Origin of the sequence: Streptomyces sp. CB01201 (assembly GCF_002803085.1) — a bacterium.
GTDB lineage: Bacteria > Actinomycetota > Actinomycetes > Streptomycetales > Streptomycetaceae > Streptomyces > Streptomyces hundungensis.
Genome location: NZ_NNBJ01000005.1, coordinates 334853 through 360508 on the forward strand (window position 1 = coordinate 334853; position 25656 = coordinate 360508).

Here is a 25656-nt window from a genome sequence, read left to right on the forward strand (position 1 = left end):
AGCCGAGAGGGAGAGACGAGGGAGAGACGGCGTGAGCACAGCAGAGCTGAAGTCGGCCACCGGCCCGGATCCGGACGGGGCGAGCCCGGACGCGGGCCCGGCCGGGGGGGCGCCCCCGGACGAAGCGGGCCCCGAAGCGGGCCGGGCTCCTGAAGGAGCCCCCCGCGGCGAACCCGCCGCGCCGCCCGCCGGACCCCCCGTCGAGATCCCCGCCCCCCTCGACGAGGCCGCCGAACCCGCCGACGAAGCCACCGCCCCCCGCGACGAGGGCGCCGAACCCGCCGACGAAGCCACCGCCCCCCGCGGCGAGGGCGCCGAACCCGCCGACGAAGCCACCGAACCCGCCGACGAAGCCACCGTCCCCCGCGACGAAGCCACCGCCCCCCGCGACGAGAGCGCCGAACCCGCCGACGGGGCAACAGCCGCCCCGGCCCCTCGCCTGCGCCGCGTGCTCAGCCTCGGATGTGTGGTCGTTCTCCTCCTGGCCGGGGCCGGACTGCTGTTCCAGGCGCGGCAGTTGACCACGACCCCCGCCACGGCGAACCGGGCGCTCACCGACGCCTCCGAGACCACCCAAGTCATCGGAGACGTCAGCAACACGCTCGGCAAGGTCTTCTCGTACGCCGCCCAGGACACCAGTGCCACCGAGCAGGCGTCGAAGGAGTTGCTCAGCGGGCGGGCCGCCAGTCAATACGCCGCGCTCTTCGGCCAGTTGAGGCAGCGGGCCGCAGAGCAGAAGCTCAGCCTGACCACCCATGTCGTGCGGGCCGGTGTCACCCGGCTCACGCGCGACCGGGCGGAGCTGCTCGTCTTTCTCGACCAGCGGGCCCAGCGGGACTCAAGCGCCCCCACCACGGCCGCCGCCCAGCTGTCCGTCACCGCCCAACTCGACGCCGGGCACTGGCAGATCACCGACATCCGAGCCCGCTAGGACCCGGCCCGCCGCCGGGCCCCGCGAGAGGGAGCACGAAGAACATGGCACGCATGACGACCCAGCCCCTGCTCATCGCCGCGATGGCCCTCACCCTGCTCGCGGGCGGCTTCGCGGTGTGGGCCGGCTGGTCCTGGTACGGCGCGGCGCACGACGACTCGGCCGCCTACGCCGCCTCCCGGGACAAGGCGCTCGCGGCCGGCGAGCAGGCCGTGCAGAACCTCTCCACCCTCGACCACAACGACCTCGCGCATGGACTCGACATGTGGCAGGACTCCACCACCGGCGATCTGCACCAGCAACTGGCCGACGGGCGGAGCGAGTTCGAGAAGCAGGTGCAGCAGGCGCAGACGGTCACCACGGCCAAGGTCCTGGACGGCGCGGTCACCGAGCTCGACGACCGGGCGGGCAAGGCCCGGGTGATGGTGGCGCTGCGCATCACCGTGCAGGCGCCCAAGGAGAAGCCCGCGGCCAAGGACAGCAGGATGCTCGGCGAACTCACCCGTACCGCGAGCGGCTGGAAGCTGAGCGCCCTCGGCCAGGCGCCGGTCGGCAACAGCGCGGCCAACTGACCACCCACCCCAACCCGGACAGGAGCCGCACATGTCGACGACCCGTCACCTGGTCAACCGTCAGCGCCGACTGGCCAGCGCTGGCGCCGCCCGCGTTGCCACCGAGGCCGTGCCGCAGGAGAGGGCGAGCACCCTCGACCCAGCGCGGAGGAAGCCGAGTCCGCGGGCCGAGGAGCCGCCGCAGGAGGCCGTGGAGCCGTCCCGCCGGCGCCGCCTTCCCGGGACCGGGACAGCCGCTCGGGCCAGGTTGCGCCGTGTGCTGTCCGTGCGCGCCCCGGCCGTCCTGTGCGTCCTGGTCGTCCTGCTCGGCGGATTCGCCGCGTTCGCCGCCGCCCGGGCCGACTCGCTGGGCTCCGACCCGGCCGTCCGGAACGCGGCGCTCACCGATCCGGCCCGTACCAGCGAGGTCAAGGGGCAGACCGAGAAGGCCGTCGCCGCGCTGTTCTCGTACAACTACGCCGATTCCGGGCCGGCGGACAAGGCGGCCTCAACTCTGCTCACCGGCAAGGCGGTTCAGCAGCATCGCGACATGCTGGCGGCGGTGCGGGCGCAGGGCAAGGACCAGAAGCTGGTGCTGACGACCACGGTGACCGAGAGCGGTGTGGAGATGATCGACGGCTCCCGCGCCCGGGTCCTGGTCTACGCCGACCAGAGCAGCACGCGCACCGCGGGCAAGAAGCCCGAAACGACGTATGCCGCCGCGATGTTCGCCGTCGACGTGGCGCGCGGGAGCGGCGGCACCTGGCAGATCTCCGGCATCGACACCTTCGGGCAGGGATCGTGAAACCCTCGACGCACCTCATCCACCTACGGCGCCTCTCGCTTCTCGCGGGCCGAAAGCGGTTGCGGCGCGGGGTCACGGGCACCGCGGTCGTCGCCGTCGCGGTGGCCGCGCTCAGCGCGTCCCAGGCCCCGGGGCTGCTGCGTCCCGCGCCGCCGCACCCGGCCGAGCCCGCTGCCGCGGGACCGGCCGCGGGACCGGCCGCCGCCGTCCAGGCGGAGCCGCCGGCCGACGGTTCGTACCACACCGATCTCCCGCCGCTGGTGGCCACGCCGCACCCGGCGGGTGCCCCGCCCGTCGTGGGGGCTGTCGACCCGGTGTGGACCCAGGAGGGCATACCGGCCACGGTGCTCGCCGCGTACCAGCGGGCGGAGACCCGGCTGCGCGGGACCGAGCCGCGCTGCCATCTGCCCTGGCAACTGCTCGCGGCGCTCGGCAAGGTCGAGTCGGGGCACGCGGGCGGCGGCCGGGTCGACGCGCAGGGCACCACGCTCAGCCCGATCCTCGGACCGGTGCTCGACGGCGCGGGCTTCGCGAACATCGCCGACACCGACCACGGCGTCCTGGACGGCGACACCCGGCATGACCGTGCCGTGGGCCCGATGCAGTTCATCCCGTCCACGTGGGCGACATGGGGTCAGGACGGCAACGGGGACGGGCGCAAGGATCCCAACAACGTCTTCGACGCGGCGCTCGCCGCCGGGACGTACCTGTGTGCGGACGGGCGCGACCTGGCCGTCCCGGCGGATCTGGACCGTGCGGTGCTCGGCTACAACCACTCGGCCGACTATCTGCGCACGGTCCTGTCGTGGCTGGAGTTCTACCGCAGGGGCACCCACGCCGTGCCCGACGGCAAAGGAGTGCTGCCGAGCACGCCCGGCGCGGGCAGTGCCCAGCAGATCGGTGAGGACCGGGGCCACAAGCAGGGCGGCGGCATCGTGATCGGGCCGCAGCCGAGCGGCCGGCCCACACCGTCCGTCCCCACGCGCCCCGGAGGCAGCCCGTCGGCCTCGCAGCCCCCGAAGTCGCCGCCGCCCACGGCCTCGCCCTCCCCGTCCGCGCCCCCGTCCGGCAGTCCCGGCCCGTCGCCGTCGGGGAGTACGGGCCCGGGCCCCTCGCCTTCGGGCAGTCCGGGCCTGCCGGGCTGCGCCACCGGATCGCCCGCCGCCTCGCCGACCCCGCAGCCCACCGGAACACCCACCGGCCCGAGCTGCCCCTCACCCACCCCCTGACGGATCACCCCCTGACGACTCACGCACCCCCTGACGAAAGGACCTCCGCGAGGTCGTAGCGGACCGGCTCCTCCAGCTGGGCGTAGGTGCAGCTGCCGGGGGAGCGGTCCGGGCGCCAGCGGCGGAACTGCGCGGTGTGCCGGAACCGGTCGCCCTCCATGTGGTCGTACGCCACCTCCACCACCCGCTCCGGGCGCACGGCCACCCACGACAGGTCCTTCTTGCCGCTCCAGCGGCTGGGCGCGCCCGGCAGGCGGGCGCCCTCGTGTGCGGCCTCCTCGGCCCAGGAGGCCCAGGGGTGCCGCTCGGCGACCGGGTCGGCCATGAGCAGCGGGGCCAGCTCCTCGATCAGTTCCGCCCGCCGTTTCATCGGGAAGGCCGCGCACACCCCGACGTGCTGGAGCGCGCCCCCGTCGTCGTACAGGCCGAGCAGGAGCGAGCCGACCACGGGGCCGCTCTTGTGGTGGCGGTAGCCGGCCACCACCACGTCCGCCGTGCGCTCGTGCTTGATCTTGTACATGAGCCGGGCGTCGGGCCGGTAAGGGAGATCGAGGGGCTTGGCGACGACCCCGTCGAGCCCGGCGCCCTCGTACTGCTCGAACCACCGCCGGGCGACCTCGATGTCGGTGGTCGCGGGCGCGAGATGGACCGGCGCGGTGATGCCCTTCAGCGCCTCGGTGAGCAGTGCGCGCCGCTCGGCCAGCGGGGTGTCGAGCAGTGAGGTGTCGCCGAGGGCGAGCAGGTCGAAGGCGATGAAACTGGCCGGCGTCTGTTCGGCCAGCAGCTTCACCCGGGACGCGGCGGGGTGGATGCGTTCGCTGAGCCGGTCGAAGTCGAGGCGGCCGCCGTGCGCGACGACGATCTCGCCGTCCATCACACAGCGCTCGGGCAGCCGCTCCTCCAGGGCTGCCGCAAGCTCCGGAAAGTACCGGGTCAGGGGCTTGCCGTTGCGGCTGCCGATGACGATCTCGGGCCCGTCGCGGTGCACGATCGCCCGGAATCCGTCCCACTTGGCCTCGTAACTCATCCCGGGCGGGATCTTCGCCACGGACTTGGCGAGCATCGGCTTCACAGGTGGCATCACCGGGAGATCCATACAACCGATTCTCACCGATATGCGGCATCGGTGCCCGCCGCCTACCGTGGCCTGCATGGGCAAGGGCGAGGCGATCGAGCTGGAGGCCGGCGGGCGGACCGTGCGGCTGTCCAATCCGGACAAGGTCTATTTCCCGGAGCCCGGCTACACCAAGCTGGACGTGGCGCGCTACTACCTGGCGGTCGCCGACGGCATCACGCGCGCCCTGCGCGACCGGCCCACCACCCTGGAGCGCTACCCCGACGGCGTCGACGGGGAGTCGTTCTTCCAGAAGCGGGCGCCCAAGAACCTTCCCGACTGGATCCCGACCGCCCGCATCTCCTTCCCCAGCGGCCGGCACGCCGACGAGATCTGCCCCACCGAGCCCGCCGCCGTACTGTGGGCCGCCCAGCTCGGCTGTCTCACCTTCCACCCCTGGCCGGTACGCCGCGAGGCGACCGACCACCCCGACGAACTGCGGATCGACCTCGACCCGCAGCCCGGTACCGACTTCGACGACGCGGTCCCGGTCGCCCATGAACTACGCGCCCTGCTGGGCGAGTTGGGGATCACGGGCTATCCCAAGACATCGGGCGGGCGGGGCATCCACGTCTTCGTGCCGATCGAACCGCGCTGGACGTTCACCGAGGTGCGACGCTGTGCCATCGCGATCGGCCGGGAGCTGGAGCGCCGGATGGCGGGGCGGGTCACCACCGCCTGGTGGAAGGAGGAGCGCGGCGAGCGGATCTTCGTGGACTACAACCAGACCGCCCGCGACCGCACCATCGCCTCCGCCTACTCGGTACGCCCCAAGCCGCAGGCCCCGGTGTCCGCGCCGCTGCGCTGGGACGAGCTCGACGACGTCCACCCCCAGGACTTCACCCTGCGCACCATGCCCGCGCGCTACGCCGAACTCGGCGATCTGCACGCCGGCATGGACGACCACGCCTTCGGGATCGAACCGCTCCTGGAACTCGCCGAGCGGGACGAGCGCGACCACGCGCTCGGCGACCTGCCGTACCCGCCGGACTACCCCAAGATGCCGGGGGAGCCCAAGCGGGTACAGCCGAGCCGTGCCAAGGACAAGGAGCGCGGCGCCGGTCCAGCCGACGACAAGTAGCGCGGGCCTGGTTCAGGCGGCCGCGACCGGCGAGGCCAGCTCGAAGTCGGCGGCGTCGACGCCGCCCTCCTTGGTGTCGTCGTTGGCGAACACGAACGACTCGATGGGGACGCCCCGTTCGTCGCTGAGCGCGGCCACCAGCTCCTGCACCACGACCGTCTCCAGGACGACCCGGACGCTGGGCGAGGTACGCGGCAGGCGTACGACGCCGAGGCTGTCGGCCGGGTCGACGTCCTGGGTGGTGACCAGGAGGGTGAGATGGCCGGCCGAGGAGAGCGAGCGGGCCAGCTCCACTTCGCGGCCGTCACCGAACACGAGGTGCAGGGTGTTGCCCGCCGACTCCATCTCGCCGTGCAGGTAGTTGCGCGTGACCGAGGCCGCGGCCGGCATCCGGGGCACTTCGCGCAGCAGCAGAGCCGCCTCCTCGGCGCTGACCCGGGAGGCGCCGGAGGCCACGCAGTCGGCCGCGACGCAGCGGGCCGCGCGGTCGCGCAGCGCGGCGACCACCTCGGCCGCGCGGGCCCGGACGCCCGCCATGTGGGGGGCGATGCCGTCCCACGGGTCGTCCGCCCGGCCCGCTATCGCCCCGGCGATCAGGTCGAGGGCCACGACCGTGGCGGTGAAGCCGATGGTCGAGGCGTACGAGTCCGGCTCATTGCCCATGTCGACGGTCAGGCCGGCGAGTTCGCCCAGCGGCGACGGCGTGACGTTGAGGACGGCGAGCGTCGGCACGCCCTCGGCCGCCTTGAACGCGGCGATCGTCTCCGAGCTGCGGCCGCCCTGCGAGACCCCGATCAGGAGGTCGGTGTCGAAGCCGCGCAGCCCGTCCTCGATCTCGCTGGCAAGCACCCGCTGGGCCGGTACGCCGTGGCCGCGGAGCACCTCGACCGGGACGGCGAGCGCCGCGTAGGAGGCGCCGATCCCGGCAAGCAGCGGGCGCCGGGCCGCGCGCAGCGTTTCCAGGGCCGGCCCGTCGAGCTGCCGGCGCACATGGTCGATCACGCGCTCCAGAGCCTGCGGCTGGCCACTTTGGCCGTCGAGGAAGGTGATACGCGATCCGGACATGGAGGAATCCTTTCGTGGGCCCCGCCGGGTGCGGACGGCGGGGGCGCTGAACGAGTGCGAGCGGGTGGTGCGATCAGGCCTTGGAGGCCGGATCGTCCTCCACGGCGGCGCGCGAGGGAATGGCGTCGGGGGAGCGCACGGGAGTGTCCGCAGGTGCGTCGGTGGATATGCCGCCGGATATGCCGCCGGCCTCGGCGGCTTCGTCCTCGACGGGTTCGCGGCCCGGCGTCGGCAGATTGAACCGCACGATCGCGAACCGGAAGATCACGTAGTAGAGCGCGGCGAACGCGAGCCCGATGGGGATCAGGAGCCAGGGCTTGGTGGCGATGCCGTAGTTGACGACGTAGTCGATCGCGCCGGAGGAGAAGCCGAAGCCGTCCCGGATGCCCAGCGCGTAACAGACCGCCATGGAGACGCCGAACAGCAAGGCGTGGATGGCGTACAGGAGCGGGGCCACGAACATGAAGCTGAACTCGATGGGCTCGGTGACGCCGGTGACGAAGGAGGTCAGCGCGACCGAGATCATCATGCCCTTGACCATGGTGCGGTTCTCGGGCCGTGCGGTGTGCGCGATCGCGAGGGCGGCGGCCGGCAGCGCGAACATGTAGATCGGGAAGCCGCCGGTCATGAACTGGCCCGCGGTCGGGTCGCCGGCCAGGAAGCGCGCGATGTCGCCGTGGACCTCGGCGCCGGTCTGCGGATTGACGTAGGTGCCGGCGTCGAACCAGGGGAAGACGCTGAAGAAGTGGTGCATCCCGATCGGGATCAGCGCCCGGACCACCAGGCCGAAGATGCCCGCGCCCCAGGCGCCGGTGCCCACCAGCCACTCGCCGAAGTGGTAGAACCAGCCGCCCACGGTCGGCCAGATGACACCGAACACGATGCCCACGGCGACGCCCGCGAAGGCGCAGAGGATCGGCACCAGCCTGCGGCCGCCGAAGAAGCCCAGCCATTCGGGGAGCTTGGTGCGGCTGAAGCGCTGGTAGAGCAGGGCCGCGATGAGTCCCATGACGATGCCGCCGAACACCTTGGCGTCCAGCGGCTTGCCGTCCACGCCCTTGGGGAACGCCTCGCTGGCGAGGACCGCCTTGAAGACGAGGTAGCCGACCGCGGCGGCGAGCGCGGTGGAGCCGTCCGCCTTCTTGGCGAAGCCGATGGCCACGCCGATGGCGAAGAGCAGCGGCAGATAGTCGAAGACGGTCTGTCCGCCGGCGGCGAGGACGATGCCGAGCTTGCGGATCAGTTCGGGGAAGTTCTCGCGGCCGAGCAGGTCCGGACCGCCCAGGCGGACCAGGAGCGCCGCCGCGGGGAGGGTGGCCACCGGAAGCATCAGGCTGCGCCCGATGCGTTGCAGGACCGCCATGACGCCGGCGCCGCCGCGCTTCTTGCCGGCTGCCTTCCCTTGAGCCGTACTCATCCGTGTTCCTCCATCGTGCAAGCGGTCCCGTGGCCATCCAGGGGCGTGGCCGTCGAGCCGGTCGGCCGCCGGGTCTCGCCGGGTGCCGCAGCCCAAAGGTATGCAGTGGTATTCGAGTGGTCAATAGTGGTCTGCTCAGATTTTTTCGCGATGACCTAAGACCCGGGACGCTGGGCCCGTGCGCTGCGGCGGAGCCAGTGGTATGCGGTGGTATGCTCCGGGGATCCCGCTGGAGGTTCCCGATGAGCGCCGACGCCACCCCCGCCCGCCCCGCCCCCTTCCCCGAGCGGGGCAGCGGACCGGCCCCCCTGTGGGCCCAGACCGCCCGGCTGATCCAGGACGAGATCGAGCGGCGCGGCCTGGCCGCCGGCGCCCGGCTGCCGGCCGAGCGAGAGCTGGGCGAGCGGCTCGACATCTCCCGGGTCACCCTGCGCAAGGCCCTCGCCCACCTCGTGGACCAGGGCCTGGTGACGGCCTCGCACGGGCGCGGCTGGTTCGTGGCGGCGCCGGTGGCGCCCAGGGAGTGGCCCAACGACCTGGAGTCGTTCACCACGACGGCCCGCCGCAAGCACATGCGACCCAGCTCCCTCGTCCTGCACCAGGAGCTGCGCCCCGCCACCCTGGACGACGCCGACCGGCTCGACGTGCCGGCCGGTGCGCCGCTGCTGCGCCTGGAGCGCGTGCGGCTGCTCGACGACGTACGCATCGCGGTCGACCGGACCCTGCTGGTGGCCTCGTTCGCGCCCGGTCTGGAAGAGGTCGACTTCACCGGGGCCTCGCTCTTCGCCGAACTGCACGCCAGGGGCGTCGAGTTGGACCGCTCCGAGACCACCATCGAGGCGCGCGGAGCCGGCCGCGAACTGGCCGAGCACCTCGCGATCGAGCCGGGCTCGCCCGTGCTCGCCCTGGACCAGACGATCTACGCGCGGGACCAGCGCCCCGTGCTGCTCTCGACCGTGGAGTACAGCGGGGACCGCTACCGGCTGCGCACCACACTCCAGCCACGCTGACACGCCCGCGCGGCCCGGAGCGCCGCCGGTGGGCGCGAAGCGGAGGGCCCAACGTCCCCGGTGCGCCCGCGCGGGACGTACGGCCCGGACCGAGGACCCGGACGATGCGCCCCGCGCGACGGCCGGCCGGACGTGATCGGCTCCGGCGTTCACCATTCGTTGACCGGACGTTGATCAGTGCCCGGCAGCGTGAACGCCATGCTGAACGACACCGTGACCACAGGCCAGGAACTCGGCTGGCAGGAGACCGCGTTGTGCGCCCAGGCGGGGCCCGAGTTCTTCTTCCCCGCCCCCGGCAGCTCGACCCGGGAGGCCAAACAGCTCTGCGGCGCCTGCGAACAGCGCAAGGCCTGCCTCGAATACGCCCTGGCCAACGACGAGCGATTCGGGGTGTGGGGCGGCCTGTCCGAGCGGGAGCGGATGACGCTGCAACGCGCCCGGCAGCGTTGAGGGTCCGCCCCGGCCGCCCGGGTTCCGCCGCCGCGTGCGAGCCGGAGCGTGCGAGCCGGAGCGTGCGAGGTCCCCTGGCGTCGCGCCGCCCCCGCGGTCCATGCTGGCCCCGCGACCACCCGCCGCGGGGCCTCGGCCGGACATGCCTCCCCGCGTCCTTCAACCACGCGGAAACGGGGCCGAGTTGAGCACACGGGAAGCAGCGGACGGCGCGCGGTACGACTACATCGTGGTGGGCGCCGGATCGGCGGGGTGCGTCGTCGCGGCGCGCCTCTCGCAGGACCCCACCGTCCGGGTGGCCCTCGTCGAGTCCGGGCCGCGCGACCGCAGGCGCGAGATCAGGGTTCCGGCAGCCTTCCCCAGGCTCTTCAAGACGTCCTACGACTGGCACTTCACCACCGCGAAGCAGCAGGCGCTCGGCGGCCGCGAACTGTACTGGCCGCGCGGCCACACCCTGGGCGGCTGCTCCTCGATCAACGCCATGATGTGGGTGCGCGGCCACCGCGACGACTACGACGCCTGGGGCGCGGCGGCCGGCCCCGAGTGGTCCTACGACCGGCTCGTACGCCATTTCCGGCGCGCCGAACACTGGACGGGGCCCGCATCCGAGGCCGGCACGGTCCACGGCCAGGACGGGCCGCTGTTCGTCTCGCCCCAGCGCGACCCCAACCCGACGACCGCCGCGTTCCTGGCCGCCTGCCGCGCGGCCGGCCTGCCCGAACTGCCCGAGCTGAACGCCCCGGACCACTCGGGCTGCGCGAGCACCCCGGTCAACCAGTACCGCGGCCGCCGCTGGAGCGCCGCGGACGGCTATCTCGCGCCCGCCGCCCGCCGGCCCAACCTGGACGTCCTCACCGGAGTCCGGGTGAGCGGGTTGCGGTTCGAGGGCTCCCGGGTCACCGGCGTGACCACCGCGCAACGGCCGGGACCGCTCACCGCCCGGCGCGAGGTGATCCTCTGCGCCGGCGCCATCGGCTCGCCCCAGCTGCTCATGCTGTCCGGCATCGGCGACCCCGAGCGGCTGCGCGCCGCGGGCATCACCGTGCGGGCCGCCTCACCCGAGGTGGGGCGGCACCTCCAGGACCATCTGTCGTACGGGGTCACCGTGCGCTGCCCCCGCCCCGTCACCCTCACCGGTGCCGACTCGCCCGCCAACCTCGCCCGCTATCTGCTGCGCCGCCGGGGCCCGCTCACCACCAATGTCGGCGAGGCCGTCGCGTTCCTGCGCACCGACCCCCGACTCGCCGCCCCCGACATCGAGTTGGTCTACGCGCCGGGCCCGTTCATCAACCACGGCCTGACCCCCGTCGGCGAGCACGGGCTCACCATCGGCGTGGTCCTGCTCCAGCCCGCGAGCGAGGGCCGTGTCGACCTGGCGGGCACCGACGTGTCGACCCCGCCCCGCATCGACCCCGGCTACCTCACCGCTCCCGAGGACCTGCCGCGTCTGATGACCGGGATCCGCAGGGCCGAGGAACTGTTCGCGGGCGCCGCCCTCGCCCCGTACGTCTCGGGGCCGATGGCGCCCTATCCGGGACCGGTCGACGACGAGCGGCTCGCGCGGAGCGTGCGGGAGAGTGCCGAGACGCTCTACCACCCGGTCGGCACCTGCCGCATGGGCGGCGACGAGGGCTCGGTCACCGACCCCCGGCTCCGGGTCAGGGGAGTGGCGGGGCTGCGCGTCGTGGACGCCTCGGTCATGCCGCGCATCACCCGCGGGCACACCCACGCGCCCACCGTGGCGATCGCCGAGCAGGCCGCCGAGATGATCCGCCAGGACGCCCGCTGAACGCGCCGGGCCGGTACGGGAGATCCCGTACCGGCCCGGCGCCGTCGCCCGCGGGTCAGGCGCGGGCGGCCATCCGCGCCTTGCGCGCGGCGAGCTTCTCGTCGAACTTGGCCGCCTCGCTGTCGAGCCCGCCCATGTACAGGCCGAGCTCCTCCTGGGCCTTGAGGCCCTCGGGGCCGAGCCCGTCGATCTCCAGGACCTTGAGGTAGCGCAGGACCGGCTGGAGCACGTCGTCGTGGTGGATCCGCATGTTGTAGATCTCGCCGATCGCCATCTGCGCCGCCGCCCGCTCGAAGCCCGGCATGCCGTGCCCGGGCATCCGGAAGTTCACCACGACGTCGCGCACCGACTGCATCGTGAGGTCCGGGGCGATCTCGAAGGCCGCGCCCAGCAGATTGCGGTAGAAGACCATGTGCAGGTTCTCGTCGGTGGCGATCCGCGCCAGCATCCGGTCGCAGACCGGGTCGCCGGACTGGTGGCCGGTATTGCGGTGCGAGACCCGGGTCGCCAGCTCCTGGAAGGCGACGTAGGCCACCGAGTGCAGCATCGAGTGCCGGTTGTCCGACTCGAAGCCCTCGCTCATGTGGGCCATGCGGAACTGCTCCAGCTTGTCCGGGTCCACCGCGCGCGAGGCCAGCAGGTAGTCCCGCATCACGATGCCGTGGCGGCCCTCCTCGGCGGTCCAGCGGTGCACCCAGGTGCCCCAGGCGCCGTCGCGGCCGAACAGCGAGGCGATCTCGTGGTGGTAACTGGGCAGGTTGTCCTCGGTGAGCAGATTGACCACCAGGGCGATCTTCCCGAGGTCGGTGACCTTGGACTGCTGGGGGTCCCAGGCCTCCCCGTCCTCGAAGAAGCCGGGGAAGTTGCGGGCGTCCGACCACGGCACGTAATCGTGCGGCATCCAGTCCTTGGCGACCTTGAGGTGCCGGTTGAGCTCGTTTTCGACTACCTCTTCCAGCGCGAACAGCAGCCGGGCGTCGGTCCACGCGTCCGAACTGCCGAGGTGGGGAGAAGTGATCGTCACGGGGGTGCTCCAGGGGGACGGAAACAGGGGACGGCAGGCTTACCTACGCATACGTAGGTTACGAGACCGTAGGTTAAGGCGGCCGTAAGCCCCAGCCAAGCCCGGCTTCCCCTTCGTCCGACTACGTTCCGCTATATCCGCAGGTCGCTGACGCCGAACGAGAGGCAAGTCACCTCCTGGAGGCGCTGGAGGCGCTGGAGGGCAGGGGGCGGGGGCCGGGATCCGGCCCGGCCCCCCGCCCTGCCCGGCGGTCCGGTCAGCGCCCGCGCGGGCCGCCCCGCACCTCCTCCGCCGAGGTGTCGGTGAGCTCACCGTCGAGCAGCAGCCAGCGGGTGACGCCGATCGACTCCAGGAACGGCACGTCGTGGCTCGCCACGATCAGCGCGCCCTCGTAGGCGTCGAGCGCGGCCTGGAGAGCGCGCACACTCGCCATGTCCAGGTTGTTCGTGGGCTCGTCCAGCATCAGGAGCTGCGGTGCGGGCTCCGCGAGGAGCAGCGCCGCGAGGGCCGCCCGGAAGCGCTCTCCGCCGGACAGCGTCCCGGCCGGCTGGACGGCCCGGGCCCCCTTGAACAGGAAGCGGGCAAGGCGGGCCCGGATGGCGTTGTCGGTCGCGCCGGGCGCGTAGCGGGCCACGTTCTCCACCACGCTCAGCGCGTCGTCCAGCACGTCGAGGCGCTGCGGCAGGAACCGCAGCGGCACCTGGGCCACCGCCTCGCCCGCCACCGGCTCCAGCTGTCCGGCGAGCGTGCGCAGCAGTGTGGTCTTGCCCGCGCCGTTGCGGCCGACCAGCGCGATCCGTTCCGGACCGCGCACCTCCAGCTCGCCCTCCACCCGCGCCCCGTAAGGGAGTCGGAGCTCCCGCAGGGTCAGCACGGAGCGGCCCGGGTGAACCTTGGTGTACGGCAGCTCGATGCGGATCTCGTCGTCGTCGCGCACCGCCTCCACTGCCTGGTCCAGCCGTTCGCGCGCCTGGTCGAGCCGTTCGCTCTGCAGGATGCGGTGCTTTCCGGCCGAGACCTGCGCCTCGCGCCTGCGGTTGTTCGCGACGATCCTCGGCACCACCTTGTTGTCGTAGCTCTTCTGCCCGTACCGCTGACGCCTAGCCAACTTGACGTTGGCGTCAGACAGTTCGCGCTTCTGGCGCTGCACATCGGCCTCGGCCACCCGGACCATCCGCTCGGCCGCGTCCTGCTCGGCCCGCAGGGCCTCTTCATAGGCGGTGAAGTTGCCGCCGTACCAGGTGAGTTGGCCCTCGCGCAGATCGGCGATGCGGTCCACCCGGTCGAGCAGTTCGCGGTCGTGGCTGACCACCACGAGCACTCCGCTCCACGCGTCGACCGCCGCGTACAGGCGCTGACGGGCGGACAGGTCAAGGTTGTTGGTGGGTTCGTCGAGGAGCAGGACGTCAGGGCGGCGCAGCAGCAGCGCGGCGAGCCGCAGCATGACCGACTCGCCGCCCGAGACCTCGCCGATCGTGCGGTCCAGGCCGATGGAGCCGAGGCCGAGCTGGTCGAGCGTGGCCCGGGCCCGCTCCTCGACGTCCCAGTCGTCGCCCACCGTCTCGAAGTGCCGCTCGTCCGCATCACCGCCCTCGATGGCGTGCAGCGCGGCGCGGACCGCGTCGATGCCGAGGGCCTGATCCACCCGGAGGGTGGTGTCCAGGACCAGGTTCTGCGGCAGGTAGCCGACTTCACCGGTGGTCCTGATGCTGCCCTCGCTCGGTGTGAGGACACCGGCGATGAGCTTCAACAGGGTTGACTTTCCGGATCCGTTGAGGCCGACGAGCCCGGTACGGCCGGGGCCGATGGCGAGCTGGAAGTCCGCGAACACCTCGGTGCCGTCCGGCCAGGCGAAGGACAGCGCGGCCGAGCCGATCTGAGGGGGGAAGGATGACATACGGGTCTCCCGGTTGCGGGGAAGGAAAGGGGCAACGGGGGTTCTGAGACACCGCTCAGGGCAGGAAAACGGCCCTGGTCGTGAAGGGAGGACATCGCTCGGAGGCAGAGGTCACACCGGGACGCGCGACACGGAAGAGAGTGCGCGAAACGGTGTCTCAGGGGCCTCAGACGAGCAACGTCCTACTCCGATCGACGACAACAGGGCCAGGCACGAAGCTACGCCGCCGCCGAACGGTCGCGCAAACCATTTAAGGGCGACCCGGATGTGCAACGGCCGCGTGGGGGACGAGCGCGGGAGCGGGCGCGGAATCGCTGGGGCTCTTTGGGCCGCCGCCCACGGACGGCGCGGCTGCCGTGCGGGCGAGGTGGCGCGGCGCACCGCCGCGACCGGGCAGGAGCGGAGGCGGTGCGGAAGGGGCGGCGGCGGAGCCGGTTCTTGCGGGAGGACCGGTGAGGGGGCCGGGTTGGTTCAGCAGGCGTCGCGCAGCAGCGCGGCGAGGTCTCCGTCCAGGTCGAGGTGCTGGTGTTCGCGGCCGGTCGGGACCAGGTGCTGGGCGCGCTTGAGGAAGCGGCGCACTTCGGAGGTGCGTATGTGGACCATGGCGACGCCCTCGCGGGCGTGGAATTCGAGCACCGTGCGGTCGTATCCGTACGGCCGCACCCGGACGTCGCCCACCCCGGCGGCCGCCTCGACGCCCACTTCGAGCAGCTCGCGGGCGAACTCCCAGGAGACCTCGGTGCCTTCGAGGGTGGCCGGCGCGGGGAACGCCATGTGCACGGCGAAGGGATCCTCGGGGTCGTAGCGGAGCGTCGCGGGCACGGTTTCCATGCGCGGCGCGGACGCGATCAGGCGCACCTGGACGGGCTGCTCGATGACGGTGGACAAAGCCCAGCTCCCTCAACCTCGGGGGTTCTCTCCTGCCGCCCGGAAAGACGTCGAAATTCAGCGTTCCGTGCACCGGAGGTTCACGTGACCTGTGTCACGGCCCGGGCGGCGGATTCGGCGCACCATCCGGATTGCTCGTAACAGGTCTGGTTCCCGGTCTCACGGCAGCCACACGGCCGCACGTCCGTCTCTTCCGGCTCGATTCTTTCGGTCGCCGGGGGTCGGTTCGGCTCGCTCCGGGCGGGTTCGAGGGCTTCCATCCGATTCGGCCCGACTCGGTAGCGGTGCTGTACGCGGCGACGGATGCGCGGTGCGCCCCGCCTACGTCTCGGAGCCGGGCGCTCGGGAACCCGTGACGTAGGCACCCTGGACGGGCGGGGCGGGCTGGGGCTAGCTTCCGACGCCATGAGGTCCATGGGGAAGACGAGACGCGTGCTGGCGGCGGGGCTGGGCGGGTTGGTGCTCGCGGCGGCGATGACCGCGCCGGCCCAGGCGCAAGGGCAAGGACAGCGGCAGGGGCAGGGGCAGGGGCACGGCGCGGTGGCGTGGCAGGTGAAGGACACCGGGACCGACGCCCGATTCCGGGGACTCGCGGCGGTGAGCCGGTCGACCGCCTGGGTGGCGGGCACCAAGGGGACGGTCCTGAAGACCTCCGACGGCGGCCGCACCTGGAAGAACGTGTCGCCGCCCGGCGCGGAGGGCCTGGAGTTCCGGGACGTCGAGGCCTTCGACGGGCGGCGCGCGGTGGTCCTCGCGATCGGCGAGGGCGAGGCGTCCCGGGTCTATCGCACCGAGGACGGCGGGGCCACTTGGAGCGAATCGTTCCGCAACACCGACCCGAAGGCGTTCTACGACTGTCTGGCCTTCTTCGACCCGCGGCACGGCCTGGCGGTGAGCGACCCCGTCGACGGCAAGTACCGCATCCTGTCCACCGCGGACGGCGGCCGCTCCTGGAAGGTCCTGCCGAACCGGGGGATGCCGGCCGCCCTGCCGGGCGAGGCGGGGTTCGCCGCGAGCGGCCAGTGTCTGGTCACGTCCGGGTCGCGCGACGTCTGGCTTGCGACCGGGGGCGGCGCGACCGGCCGCGTCCTGCACTCCGATGACCGCGGGCTCACCTGGACCGCCGCCGAGTCCACCCTTCCCGCCGGTGACCCGGCCCGCGGGGTGTTCGGCCTCGCCTTCCGCGACCGTACGCACGGGCTCGCGGTCGGCGGCGACTACCGGGCGGACCAGCCGTCGCCCAGGGCCGCCGCCGTCTCGGGCGACGGCGGCCGCACCTGGCGCCCGTCGGCCGCCCCGGTCGCCGCCTACCGCTCGGGCGTCGCCTGGCTGCCGCACTCCCGCTCGGCCGCGCTCGCCGTCGGGCCGACCGGCACGGACCTGACCCGCGACGGGGGCCGCACCTGGCGGACCGTGGACACCGGTTCCTTCGACACCGTCGACTGCACGGGCGACGGCGCGTGCTGGGCGGCGGGGGAGCGGGGCCGGGTGGCCCGACTGGGGCCGCCTTCCTCGCCGGCCTCGCCTTCCCCTTCGGCCGACTAGTTGCCCAACTGCTGCTGGAACGCGCCGAGTTGAGGTGCCACCTTGGTCGCGCGGAACTCGGTGATCCGATAGGTGCAGAGCTGGTTGACGAGGAAGGGGTCGCTCGCGACGAGGCGCTCGATCGCCGCGCGATCGTCCCCGACCGCCAGGATGATCCCGCCGTCGCGCGGCTCCTTGCGCCCGGAGGCGATGAAGGTGCCCGCGCCGTACTGGGCGTCCAGCCAGGCGACGTGGTCGGCGAGGGAGGCGTCGATGCGGTGGAGGGGGGCGGTGTAGGTCAGCTCCAGTACGAACATGATCGCCAGGCTAGCCCTCCCCGGCGGGTGGCCCCCTGGGGGGGGCTTCCGCGTGTGGATCGGCGGCTGCGCTTGTCGCGTGCGGATCGTGGAGGGGTGCTCGCGCAGTTCCCCGCGCCCCTGGACGTGTGGGGTGGGGTGGGCCGGGGTCGAATCGGTCGCGTCCACGTCGGGGCTGGAGCAACTGGGCGTCTGCTGCTGGTCCGGGCCGGTGTTGGTGCTGGTGGGGGGGCGGGGAACTGCGCGATCGGCCATGCACGGTCTGCGGACGAGTAGTGCTCCCCTGTGGGGCTTTCGCTTCCGCGTGCGGTGTGTCGCGTGCGGATCGTGGAGGGTTGCTCGCGCAGTTCCCCGCGCCCCTGTAGGGCGCCCGGCGTCGGAGTGGTCCGGCCCCGTGGCGGAGCCGCGCACGGCGGGGTGGCCTACGCTGAGGCGTCATGGAGATCATCACGGGGGTTCCGGACGGGTGGCCCCGCGACGAGGAGGCCGCGCTCGCCGTGCAGGACGAACTGCGCGGCAGGGTCGTGCTCGACGAGCCCGGGCCCGCGCCCGGCACGGGGCTCGTCACCGGTGTGGACGTCGCCTACGACGACGAGCGCGACCTGGTCGTGGCGGCCGCCGTCGTGCTGGACGCGGTGACCCTGGAGGTCGTCGAGGAGGCCACCGCCGTGGGCAGGGTGGCCTTCCCCTACGTGCCGGGACTGCTCGCGTTCCGCGAGATCCCCACCGTGCTCGCCGCCCTGGAGCGGCTCGACTCCGGTCCGGGGACGGTGGTTTGCGACGGGTACGGGCTCGCCCACCCCCGCCGCTTCGGCCTGGCGAGCCACCTCGGCGTGCTCACCGGGCTTCCCGTCATCGGCGTCGCGAAGAACCCGTTCACCTTCACCTACGACCAGCCGGGCCCCCGCCGCGGCGACAACTCCCCGCTGCTGGCCGACGACGGCACCGAGGTCGGCCGTGCGCTGCGCACGCAGGACGCGACGAAGCCCGTCTTCGTGTCGGTCGGCCACCGGGTGAGCCTGGAAGGGGCCTGCGCCCACACCCTCGGGCTCGCCCGGCGCTACCGCCTCCCCGAGTCCACCCGGCACGCCGATTCGCTGTGCCGCCGGGCACTCAAAGAGGCCCAAGAGGCCCAAGAGACCACGGGCTGAGGCCAGTTGGGTACCGGCGGGGTACCCGGCCGGGACGGCGGCGGGGGGCCGATCGGGCGTGCCGCGGCACTCAGCGGGTGTCGGCCACCCGGAAGCGCATCCCGGCCGCGCGCAGCCGCTCGGTCAGGGCGGGGCCCATCGCGGTGGCGGGCGTCAACTGGCCCGTCAGCTGCGGCAGTTCGTCGAAGGCGAGGCTGAGCGCTCCCTCGGCGAGGATCTTGGCCGTCTCGTCGTAGCCGGGGTCGCCGCCCGACACCTCGGTGAAGACCCGCCGTCCACCGCCCTCGCCGACGAAGCGGACCGTGAACCAGCTGCGCCGGCGCCGCGCCTCGTCCGGCCCGTTGCCCGCCTCGTAACGCCCCATCAACCACGCGCGCGCAGGCGGCAGTTGGGTGACCGCGGCGACGGCGCCCACCGCCGCCACCCCGCCGATCGCCACCGGAAGGTGCTTGACCGCGGCGAAGTGCCGGTAGCGGAAGTCCGGCCCGTAGCGGTCGTCCGCGGTCGCCGACCGGGCGATGATCTGCGGGTCGATCGTGGGCATGGGCAGCGCCCAGGTGCCGGTCTCCTTGCTGAAGTGCGGGGCGCCGAGCGGCGCGCGGGCGCGCCGGCCCACCAGCCGCGGCTCGTGCAGCCGGCGCTCGCGGGCGGCCCGCGCGGTCTGCGCGCCCCGGCCCAGCGCGGTCAGCGCGGAGGCCAGTGTGCCGCCGGAGAACATCGCGTTGGTGCGTACGAAGCCGTCGACCCGCAGCGGCACCCCGGCCGGGAGCTGCCCCACGGTGAACTGGACCCCCAGGTCGTGCGGCACCGAGTCGAAGCCGCAGGCGTGCACCAGGCGCGCCCCGCGCTCGCGGGCCCGCGCGTCATGGCGTACGTACATCGTGTCCACGAACTCCGGCTCGCCGGTCAGGTCGAGATAGTCCGTACCCGCGTCGGCGCACGCCTCGACCAGGCCCTCGCCGTACCAGACATAGGGGCCGACGGTGGTGGCCACCACGCGCGCCGACCCGGCGAGCGCGCGCAGCGAGGCGGGGTCGGTCGAGTCGGCGGTGAGCAGGGACAGCGTGGCGCAGGCCGGGTTGAGTTCCGCCAGGCGCTCGCGCAGCCGCTCCAGCTTGGTGGGGTTGCGGCCCGCGATCGCCCACCGGCAGCCCTCGGGCGCGTGGGTCGCGAGATATTGGGCGGTCAGCGCTCCGACGAAGCCCGTCGCGCCGAACAGCACGATGTCGTAAGTGCGCTTCGAGGGTTCCACCGTGTGCCTCCGCGGGTCCGCTGCCGGGTGCTGCCGTCGGCCGATGCCGGGTTGTGAGGCTAGCGTGCGGCCCCCGCCGACGACACCTGGACCATCGGCCGTCAGGGGCAAGCCCGGCGTATCGGGGCAACCGGCGGCGCGGCGTCACGCGCACCTGCTGAGCGGTTGCTCATGGGGGCTTGTGCGGAGTGGAACGTGTTCTTAGCATCATTGATGTTACATCAGTTGTGTCACAGTGCTGGGGGCTTGATGACAGCGACAGGAACCGGCCCGCTCGCCGGGGTGCGCGTGGTCGAGCTGGCGGGCATCGGGCCGGGCCCGTTCGCCGCCATGCTCCTCGCCGACCTCGGCGCCGACGTGGTGCGGGTGGACCGCCCGGGCGGTGCCGGACTCGGCATCGACCCGGCGTACGACCTGACCAACCGCAACAAGCGCTCCGTGATCGTCGACCTCAAGGCGCCCGAGGGGCCCGGCCTGGTCCTCGACCTCGTGGAGCGGGCCGACATCCTCATCGAGGGCTACCGGCCCGGCGTCGCCGAGCGCCTCGGCGTCGGGCCCGAGCCGTGCCTGGGCCGCAATCCCCGGCTCGTCTACGGGCGGATGACCGGCTGGGGTCAGGAGGGCCCGCTCGCCCAGCGGGCCGGGCACGACATCGCGTACATCGCGATCACCGGCACCCTCGGCATGATCGGCGGCGCCGACGGCGGCCCGGTCGTGCCGGCCAACCTCGTCGGCGACTACGCGGGCGGCTCGCTCTACCTGGTCATCGGCGTCCTCGCCGCCCTCCAGCACGCGCGCGGCGGGGGAGCGGGCCAGGTCGTGGACGCGGCGATCGTCGACGGGACCGCCCACCTCGCCACGATGATCCACGGCATGCTGGCGGCCGGCGGCTGGCAGGACCGGCGCGGCGCCAACCTCCTCGACGGCGGCTGCCCCTTCTACGGCACCTACGAGACCTCCGACGGCCAGTACATGGCGGTCGGCTCCCTTGAGCAGCGGTTCTACGACGAGTTCACCGGCCTGCTCGGCATCCAGGAGGTGGCCCCCGCACGCAAGGACCTGGCCCGCTGGCCGGAGCTGCGCACCGTCATCGCCGAGCGGTTCCGCACCAGGACCCGCGAGGAGTGGACGGCCGTCTTCGAGGGCTCGGACGCCTGTGTCGCGCCCGTCCTGTCCCTCAAGGAGGCGCCGCAGCACCCGCACCTGGCGGCCCGCGCGACCTTCACCGCGCACGGCGGCACGACCCAGCCCGCCCCGGCGCCCCGCTTCTCCGCCACCCCCGGATCCATCCACCGGCCCCCCGCGCTGCCGGGCGCCGACACGGCGGACGTGGCCCGCGACTGGGACCTGCCGGAGCTCGCCCCGGGCCCGGCGTCGACTCCCGTACAGGAGGCTTGAGTTGAAACGGCAGATCTTCAGCGCCGAACACGAGGCGTTCCGCGAGACCGTCCGTACCTTCCTCGCCAAGGAGGTCCTGCCGCACTACGAGCAGTGGGAGAAGGACGGCATCGTCTCGCGGCAGGCGTGGCTGGCCGCCGGCAAGCAGGGGCTGCTCGGGCTCGCGGTGCCCGAGGAGTACGGGGGCGGTGGACAGGACGACTTCCGCTACAGCGCCGTCCTCGCCGAGGAGTTCACCCGCGCCGGGGCCGCCGGGCTCGCGCTCGGCCTGCACAACGACATCGTCGGGCCCTACTTGACCGGGCTCGCCACCGAGGAGCAGAAGCGGCGCTGGCTGCCCGGCTTCTGCGACGGCTCGCTGATCACCGCCATCGCGATGACCGAACCGGGCGCGGGCTCCGACCTCCAGGGCATCCGCACCACCGCCGAGGACAGGGGCGACCACTGGCTCCTGAACGGCTCCAAGACGTTCATCTCCAACGGCATCCTCGCCGACCTGGTCGTGGTGGTCGCCAGGACGACCCCCGAGGGCGGTGCGAAGGGCCTGTCCCTCATCGTCGTCGAGCGCGGCGCCGAGGGCTTCGAGCGCGGCCGCAACCTCGACAAGATCGGGCAGAAGTCGCAGGACACGGCCGAGTTGTTCTTCCACGACGTACGCGTCCCGAAGGACAATCTCCTCGGCGAGCTCAACGGCGCCTTCATCCATCTGATGACCAACCTCGCACAGGAGCGGATGGGCATCGCGGTCGCCGGAATCGCCGCCGCCGAACACCTCCTGGAGATCACCACGAGTTACGTCAAGGAGCGCGAGGCCTTCGGCCGGCCGCTGTCCAAGCTCCAGCACATCCGGTTCGAGATCGCCGAGATGGCCACCGAGTGCGCCGTCACCCGCACCTTCCTCGACCGCTGCATCGTCGATCACGCGGCCGGGGAACTGGACGCGGTCCATGCCTCGATGGCCAAGTGGTGGGCCACCGAACTGCAAAAGCGCGTCGCCGACCGATGCCTCCAACTCCACGGCGGATACGGCTACATGACCGAGTACCGGGTGGCCAAGGCCTTCACCGACGGCCGCATCCAGACGATCTACGGCGGTACGACCGAGATCATGAAGGAGATCATCGGCCGTTCCCTGCTCGGCTGATCCCGGCCTTCCCTCCCTCGTCCGTTCCGGCCGTTCCGCTCGGCCGTTCCTCCTCGGCCGACGCCACGCGGCCCCCGCCGCCGACCCCCGATCCCCGGAACCACCCTCATCCGAAAGGCCCCGACGTTGAGCACCGAAGCGTATGTGTACGACGCGATCCGCACCCCGCGCGGACGCGGCAAGGCCAATGGCGCCCTGCACGGGACCAAGCCGATCGACCTCGTCGTCGGCCTGATCCACGAGATCCAGGCGCGCTTCCCGGGCCTGGACCCGGCCGCCATCGACGACATCGTGCTCGGCGTCGTCGGCCCGGTCGGCGACCAGGGCTCCGACATCGCCCGGATCGCGGCGATCGCCGCCGGACTGCCCGACACGGTGGCCGGCGTCCAGGAGAACCGCTTCTGTGCCTCGGGCCTGGAAGCGGTCAACATGGCCGCCATGAAGGTCCGTTCGGGCTGGGAGGACCTGGTCCTCGCGGGCGGCGTCGAGTCCATGTCGCGCGTCCCGATGGCCTCCGACGGCGGTGCCTGGTTCGCCGACCCGATGACCAACTTCGACACCAACTTCGCCCCGCAGGGCATCGGCGCCGACCTCATCGCCACCGTCGAGGGCTATTCGCGCCGCGACGTGGACGAGTACGCGGAGCTGTCCCAGGAGCGGGCCGCCGAGGCGTGGAAGGACGGCCGGTTCGCCCGGTCCGTCGTCCCGGTCAAGGACCGCAACGGCCTCGTGGTCCTCGACCACGACGAGCACATGCGCCCGGGTACCACCGCGGACTCCCTCGCGGGCCTCAAGCCGTCCTTCGCGGGCATCGGAGAGATGGGCGGCTTCGACGCCGTCGCGCTCCAGAAGTACCACTGGGTCGAGGAGATCGACCACGTCCACCACGCGGGCAACTCCTCGGGCATCGTGGACGGTTCGGCCCTCGTCGCCATCGGCTCCAAGGCCGTCGGCGAGCGGTACGGGATGACCCCGCGGGCCCGCATCGTCTCCGCGGCCGTCTCCGGCTCCGAGCCCACCATCATGCTCACCGGTCCCGCGCCCGCCACCCGCAAGGCGCTCGCCAAGGCCGGTCTGACCATCGACGACATCGACCTCGTCGAGATCAACGAGGCCTTCGCCGCGGTCGTGCTCCGCTTCGTCAGGGACATGGGCCTCAGCCTCGACAAGGTCAACGTCAACGGCGGCGCCATCGCCATGGGGCACCCGCTCGGCGCGACCGGCGCGATGATCCTGGGCACCCTCGTGGACGAGCTGGAGCGCCGCGACCTGCGCTACGGCCTCGCCACGCTGTGCGTCGGCGGCGGCATGGGCATCGCCACCGTCGTCGAGCGTCTCTGACCGTCCTGTTCCGGCATCGCCTCATACGGACCCATACGGACCCACACGGAGAATTCAGCAATGACGAAGAGCACGACCATCCGCTGGGAACAGGACGAGACCGGCGTCGTCACCCTCGTACTCGACGACCCCAACCAGTCCGCCAACACCATGAACCAGGCGTTCAAGGACTCCATCGCGGCCGTCGCGGAGCGCGCCGAGGCCGAGAAGGACTCGATCCGGGGCATCATCTACACCTCCGCCAAGAAGACCTTCTTCGCGGGCGGCGACCTCAAGGACATGATCCAGGTCGGTCCCGAGCTCGCCCAGCAGGCCTTCGACACCGGCACCGCCATCAAGGCCTCGCTGCGCCGCATCGAGACACTGGGCAAGCCGGTCGTCGCGGCCATCAACGGCGCTGCCCTCGGCGGCGGTTACGAGATCGCTCTCGCCTCCCACCACCGCGTCGCCCTCGACGCGCCCGGCTCCAAGATCGGCCTGCCCGAGGTCACCCTCGGCCTGCTCCCGGCGGGCGGCGGCGTGACCCGCACCGTACGGCTCATGGGCATCACCGACGCCCTCCTCAAGGTGCTGCTCCAGGGCACCCAGTACTCGCCGCGGCGGGCCCTCGAAAACGGTCTCGTCCACGAAGTGGCCGCCACTCCCGAGGAAATGATCGCCAAGGCGCGGGCCTTCATCGACACCCACCCCGAGTCCCAGCAGCCCTGGGACGTCAAGGGCTACAAGATCCCCGGCGGCACGCCCTCCAACCCGCGTTTCGCCGCCAACCTGCCCGCCTTCCCGGCCAACTTGAAGAAGCAGCTCCAGGGCGCGCCCTACCCGGCGCCGCGCAACATCCTGGCGGCCGCCGTCGAGGGCTCCCAGGTCGACTTCGAGACCGCTCTCACCATCGAGGCCCGGTACTTCACCGAGCTGGTCACCGGGCAGACCTCGAAGAACATGATCCAGGCGTTCTTCTTCGACCTCCAGGCCGTCAACTCCGGGGTCAGCCGCCCCCAGGGCATCGAGCCGCGCCCGGTCCGCAAGGTCGCCGTCCTCGGCGCCGGAATGATGGGCGCGGGCATCGCGTACTCGTGTGCGCGGGCCGGCATCGAGGTCGTCCTCAAGGACGTGTCGATCGAGGCCGCGCAGAAGGGCAAGGCGTACTCCGAGAAGCTGCTCGCGAAAGCGCTCTCGCGCGGGCGCACCACCGAGGCCAAGCGGGACGAACTGCTCGCCCTGATCACTCCGACCGCCGACCCCGGGGCGCTTGCGGGCTGCGACGCCGTCATCGAGGCGGTCTTCGAGGACACCGCTCTCAAGCACAAGGTGTTCCAGGAGATCCAGGACATCGTGGAGCCCGACGCGCTGCTCTGCTCCAACACCTCGACGCTGCCCATCACCGGTCTCGCCGAGGGCGTCTCGCGCCAGGCCGACTTCATCGGCCTGCACTTCTTCTCGCCCGTCGACAAGATGCCGCTCGTCGAGATCATCAAGGGCGAGCGCACCGGCGACGAGGCCCTGGCCCGCGCCTTCGACCTGGTCCGCCAGATCAAGAAGACGCCGATCGTCGTGAACGACTCGCGCGGCTTCTTCACCTCCCGCGTCATCGGCCACTTCATCAACGAGGGCGTCGCGATGGTCGGCGAGGGGATCGAGCCGGCCTCCATCGAGCAGGCGGCGGGCCAGGCCGGCTACCCGGCCAAGGTGCTCTCGCTGATGGACGAGCTGACCCTGACCCTGCCGCGCAAGATCCGCAACGAGACGAAGCGGGCCGTCGAGGAGGCGGGCGGCGTCTGGCCCGGCCACCCCTCGGACGCGGTCATCGACCGCATGGTCGACGAGTTCGGCCGCCCCGGCCGCAGCGGCGGCGCCGGGTTCTACGAGTACGGCGAGGACGGCAAGCGGGGCAAGCTGTGGCCGGGCCTGCGTGAGCACTTCGCCAGGGCCGGCCACGAGATCCCGTTCGAGGACATGAAGGAGCGGATGCTCTTCTCGGAATCCCTGGACACCGTCCGCCTCTTCGAGGAGGGCGTCCTCACCTCGGTCGCCGACGCCAACATCGGTTCCATCATGGGCATCGGCTTCCCTGCCTGGACCGGCGGTGTCATCCAGTACATCAACGGGTACGAGGGCGGCCTGCCCGGCTTCGTGGCCCGCGCCCGTGAACTCGCCGAGCGCTACGGAGAGCGCTTCCAGCCGCCCGCGCTGCTCGTCGAGAAGGCGGAGAAGGGCGAGACCTTCAAGGACGCCTAGGCACTCCGCCGGGTCCGGGGCGTGGGTCCGGGGGCGCAGGTCC

At 72.4% G+C, this 25656-nt stretch carries 22 protein-coding genes; 14 read left to right on the top strand and 8 right to left on the bottom strand.

Going from position 1 to position 25656, the window contains the following annotated elements; genetic code table 11:
• The first annotated feature begins 31 nt into the window (after positions 1-31).
• The 4 genes from CG740_RS13625 to CG740_RS13640 are packed head-to-tail and all read left to right on the top strand — an operon-like array spanning position 32 to position 3516.
• A complete protein-coding gene (locus tag CG740_RS13625; protein WP_234376236.1) occupies positions 32-931 on the top strand; it encodes a hypothetical protein in 900 nt (299 codons plus the stop codon).
• A gap of 44 nt (positions 932-975) precedes the next feature.
• On the top strand, positions 976-1503 hold the full coding sequence (locus CG740_RS13630; protein ID WP_100575338.1) for a hypothetical protein: 528 nt from the start codon (positions 976-978) through the stop codon (positions 1501-1503).
• Positions 1504-1534: 31 nt separating this feature from the next.
• Positions 1535-2287, top strand: coding sequence for a hypothetical protein (locus CG740_RS13635; protein WP_100575339.1), 753 nt, complete (start codon positions 1535-1537; stop codon positions 2285-2287).
• Between the two features lie 17 nt (positions 2288-2304).
• A complete protein-coding gene (locus CG740_RS13640; protein WP_107488365.1) occupies positions 2305-3516 on the top strand; it encodes a lytic transglycosylase domain-containing protein in 1212 nt (403 codons plus the stop codon).
• 19 nt (positions 3517-3535) lie between these two features.
• Here the strand turns inward: CG740_RS13640 and CG740_RS13645 are convergent, their stop codons facing one another.
• A complete protein-coding gene (locus CG740_RS13645; RefSeq protein ID WP_100575340.1) occupies positions 3536-4612 on the bottom strand; it encodes an ATP-dependent DNA ligase in 1077 nt (358 codons plus the stop codon).
• A 55-nt stretch (positions 4613-4667) separates the two neighbouring features.
• Here CG740_RS13645 and ligD point away from each other — a divergent pair, with 55 nt between their 5' ends.
• The gene (gene ligD / locus CG740_RS13650; protein ID WP_100575341.1) at positions 4668-5711 is read left to right on the top strand and encodes a non-homologous end-joining DNA ligase; all 1044 of its coding nucleotides are present in this window, start codon (positions 4668-4670) and stop codon (positions 5709-5711) included.
• 12 nt (positions 5712-5723) lie between these two features.
• Here ligD and CG740_RS13655 read toward each other — a convergent pair whose 3' ends face one another.
• Positions 5724-6776, bottom strand: coding sequence for an SIS domain-containing protein (locus tag CG740_RS13655; protein WP_100575342.1), 1053 nt, complete (start codon positions 6774-6776; stop codon positions 5724-5726).
• A gap of 73 nt (positions 6777-6849) precedes the next feature.
• Positions 6850-8193: a PTS transporter subunit EIIC gene (locus tag CG740_RS13660; protein ID WP_100575343.1), complete on the bottom strand. Its 1344-nt coding sequence runs from the start codon at positions 8191-8193 to the stop codon at positions 6850-6852.
• 242 nt (positions 8194-8435) lie between these two features.
• Here CG740_RS13660 and CG740_RS13665 point away from each other — a divergent pair, with 242 nt between their 5' ends.
• From CG740_RS13665 to CG740_RS13675, 3 genes are all read left to right on the top strand, one after another.
• Positions 8436-9203, top strand: coding sequence for a GntR family transcriptional regulator (locus CG740_RS13665; RefSeq protein WP_100575344.1), 768 nt, complete (start codon positions 8436-8438; stop codon positions 9201-9203).
• Positions 9204-9401: 198 nt separating this feature from the next.
• Positions 9402-9653 (top strand): WhiB family transcriptional regulator, encoded by a 252-nt coding sequence (locus CG740_RS13670; protein ID WP_100575449.1) that lies wholly within the window; start codon positions 9402-9404, stop codon positions 9651-9653.
• 184 nt (positions 9654-9837) lie between these two features.
• Positions 9838-11442 (top strand): GMC family oxidoreductase, encoded by a 1605-nt coding sequence (locus CG740_RS13675; protein ID WP_234376237.1) that lies wholly within the window; start codon positions 9838-9840, stop codon positions 11440-11442.
• Positions 11443-11497: 55 nt separating this feature from the next.
• On the opposite strand, the gene CG740_RS13680 is transcribed toward CG740_RS13675, so the two are convergent.
• From CG740_RS13680 to CG740_RS13690, 3 genes are all read right to left on the bottom strand, one after another.
• Complete coding sequence (locus tag CG740_RS13680; protein ID WP_100575346.1) at positions 11498-12466, bottom strand: acyl-ACP desaturase; 969 nt, start codon at positions 12464-12466, stop codon at positions 11498-11500.
• 256 nt (positions 12467-12722) lie between these two features.
• Positions 12723-14363 carry an ABC-F family ATP-binding cassette domain-containing protein gene (locus CG740_RS13685; protein ID WP_199846430.1) on the bottom strand — a complete coding sequence of 547 codons (1641 nt, stop codon included), beginning with the start codon at positions 14361-14363 and terminating at the stop codon, positions 12723-12725.
• Between the two features lie 471 nt (positions 14364-14834).
• On the bottom strand, positions 14835-15251 hold the full coding sequence (locus CG740_RS13690) for an SsgA family sporulation/cell division regulator (protein ID WP_100575347.1): 417 nt from the start codon (positions 15249-15251) through the stop codon (positions 14835-14837).
• Positions 15252-15665: 414 nt separating this feature from the next.
• Here CG740_RS13690 and CG740_RS13695 point away from each other — a divergent pair, with 414 nt between their 5' ends.
• Positions 15666-16796 (top strand): WD40/YVTN/BNR-like repeat-containing protein, encoded by a 1131-nt coding sequence (locus CG740_RS13695; RefSeq protein WP_442802824.1) that lies wholly within the window; start codon positions 15666-15668, stop codon positions 16794-16796.
• Here the strand turns inward: CG740_RS13695 and CG740_RS13700 are convergent.
• Entirely contained in the window at positions 16793-17092 is a 300-nt protein-coding gene (locus CG740_RS13700; RefSeq protein ID WP_100575348.1) for a YciI family protein, read from the bottom strand. The genes CG740_RS13695 and CG740_RS13700 overlap by 4 nt on opposite strands.
• A 437-nt stretch (positions 17093-17529) precedes the next feature.
• On the opposite strand from CG740_RS13700, the gene CG740_RS13705 reads away from it, so the two are divergent.
• Positions 17530-18243, top strand: a complete 714-nt coding sequence (locus CG740_RS13705; protein ID WP_100575349.1) for an endonuclease V — start codon at positions 17530-17532, stop codon at positions 18241-18243.
• Between the two features lie 70 nt (positions 18244-18313).
• On the opposite strand, the gene CG740_RS13710 is transcribed toward CG740_RS13705, so the two are convergent.
• The gene (locus tag CG740_RS13710) at positions 18314-19495 is read right to left on the bottom strand and encodes a saccharopine dehydrogenase family protein (RefSeq protein ID WP_100575350.1); all 1182 of its coding nucleotides are present in this window, start codon (positions 19493-19495) and stop codon (positions 18314-18316) included.
• A 213-nt stretch (positions 19496-19708) separates the two neighbouring features.
• Between CG740_RS13710 and CG740_RS13715 the strand changes: the two genes are divergently transcribed.
• The 4 genes from CG740_RS13715 to CG740_RS13730 all read left to right on the top strand — a co-directional run bounded on the left by CG740_RS13715 (position 19709) and on the right by CG740_RS13730 (position 25613).
• Positions 19709-20893 (top strand): CaiB/BaiF CoA transferase family protein, encoded by a 1185-nt coding sequence (locus CG740_RS13715; RefSeq protein WP_199846432.1) that lies wholly within the window; start codon positions 19709-19711, stop codon positions 20891-20893.
• 1 nt (position 20894) lies between these two features.
• Complete coding sequence (locus CG740_RS13720) at positions 20895-22037, top strand: acyl-CoA dehydrogenase family protein (protein WP_100575352.1); 1143 nt, start codon at positions 20895-20897, stop codon at positions 22035-22037.
• Positions 22038-22163: 126 nt separating this feature from the next.
• Complete coding sequence (locus CG740_RS13725; RefSeq protein WP_100575353.1) at positions 22164-23378, top strand: acetyl-CoA C-acetyltransferase; 1215 nt, start codon at positions 22164-22166, stop codon at positions 23376-23378.
• Between the two features lie 60 nt (positions 23379-23438).
• Entirely contained in the window at positions 23439-25613 is a 2175-nt protein-coding gene (locus tag CG740_RS13730; protein ID WP_100575354.1) for a 3-hydroxyacyl-CoA dehydrogenase NAD-binding domain-containing protein, read from the top strand.
• Positions 25614-25656: the final 43 nt, after the last annotated feature.

Bases quoted from the DNA above. Each gene is read 5' to 3' on its own strand.
- CG740_RS13685 (WP_199846430.1), bottom strand. From the start codon at position 14,363: ATGTCATCCTTCCCCCCTCAGATCGGCTCGGCCGCGCTGTCCTTCGCC.
- CG740_RS13630 (WP_100575338.1), top strand. From the start codon at position 976: ATGGCACGCATGACGACCCAGCCCCTGCTCATCGCCGCGATGGCCCTC.
- CG740_RS13695 (WP_442802824.1), top strand. From the start codon at position 15,666: ATGGGGAAGACGAGACGCGTGCTGGCGGCGGGGCTGGGCGGGTTGGTG.
- CG740_RS13660 (WP_100575343.1), bottom strand. From the start codon at position 8,193: ATGAGTACGGCTCAAGGGAAGGCAGCCGGCAAGAAGCGCGGCGGCGCC.
- CG740_RS13655 (WP_100575342.1), bottom strand. From the start codon at position 6,776: ATGTCCGGATCGCGTATCACCTTCCTCGACGGCCAAAGTGGCCAGCCG.
- CG740_RS13635 (WP_100575339.1), top strand. From the start codon at position 1,535: ATGTCGACGACCCGTCACCTGGTCAACCGTCAGCGCCGACTGGCCAGC.
- CG740_RS13645 (WP_100575340.1), bottom strand. From the start codon at position 4,612: ATGGATCTCCCGGTGATGCCACCTGTGAAGCCGATGCTCGCCAAGTCC.
- CG740_RS13665 (WP_100575344.1), top strand. From the start codon at position 8,436: ATGAGCGCCGACGCCACCCCCGCCCGCCCCGCCCCCTTCCCCGAGCGG.
- CG740_RS13715 (WP_199846432.1), top strand. From the start codon at position 19,709: ATGTTACATCAGTTGTGTCACAGTGCTGGGGGCTTGATGACAGCGACA.
- ligD (WP_100575341.1), top strand. From the start codon at position 4,668: ATGGGCAAGGGCGAGGCGATCGAGCTGGAGGCCGGCGGGCGGACCGTG.
- CG740_RS13700 (WP_100575348.1), bottom strand. From the start codon at position 17,092: ATGTTCGTACTGGAGCTGACCTACACCGCCCCCCTCCACCGCATCGAC.
- CG740_RS13730 (WP_100575354.1), top strand. From the start codon at position 23,439: ATGACGAAGAGCACGACCATCCGCTGGGAACAGGACGAGACCGGCGTC.
- CG740_RS13670 (WP_100575449.1), top strand. From the start codon at position 9,402: ATGCTGAACGACACCGTGACCACAGGCCAGGAACTCGGCTGGCAGGAG.
- CG740_RS13705 (WP_100575349.1), top strand. From the start codon at position 17,530: ATGGAGATCATCACGGGGGTTCCGGACGGGTGGCCCCGCGACGAGGAG.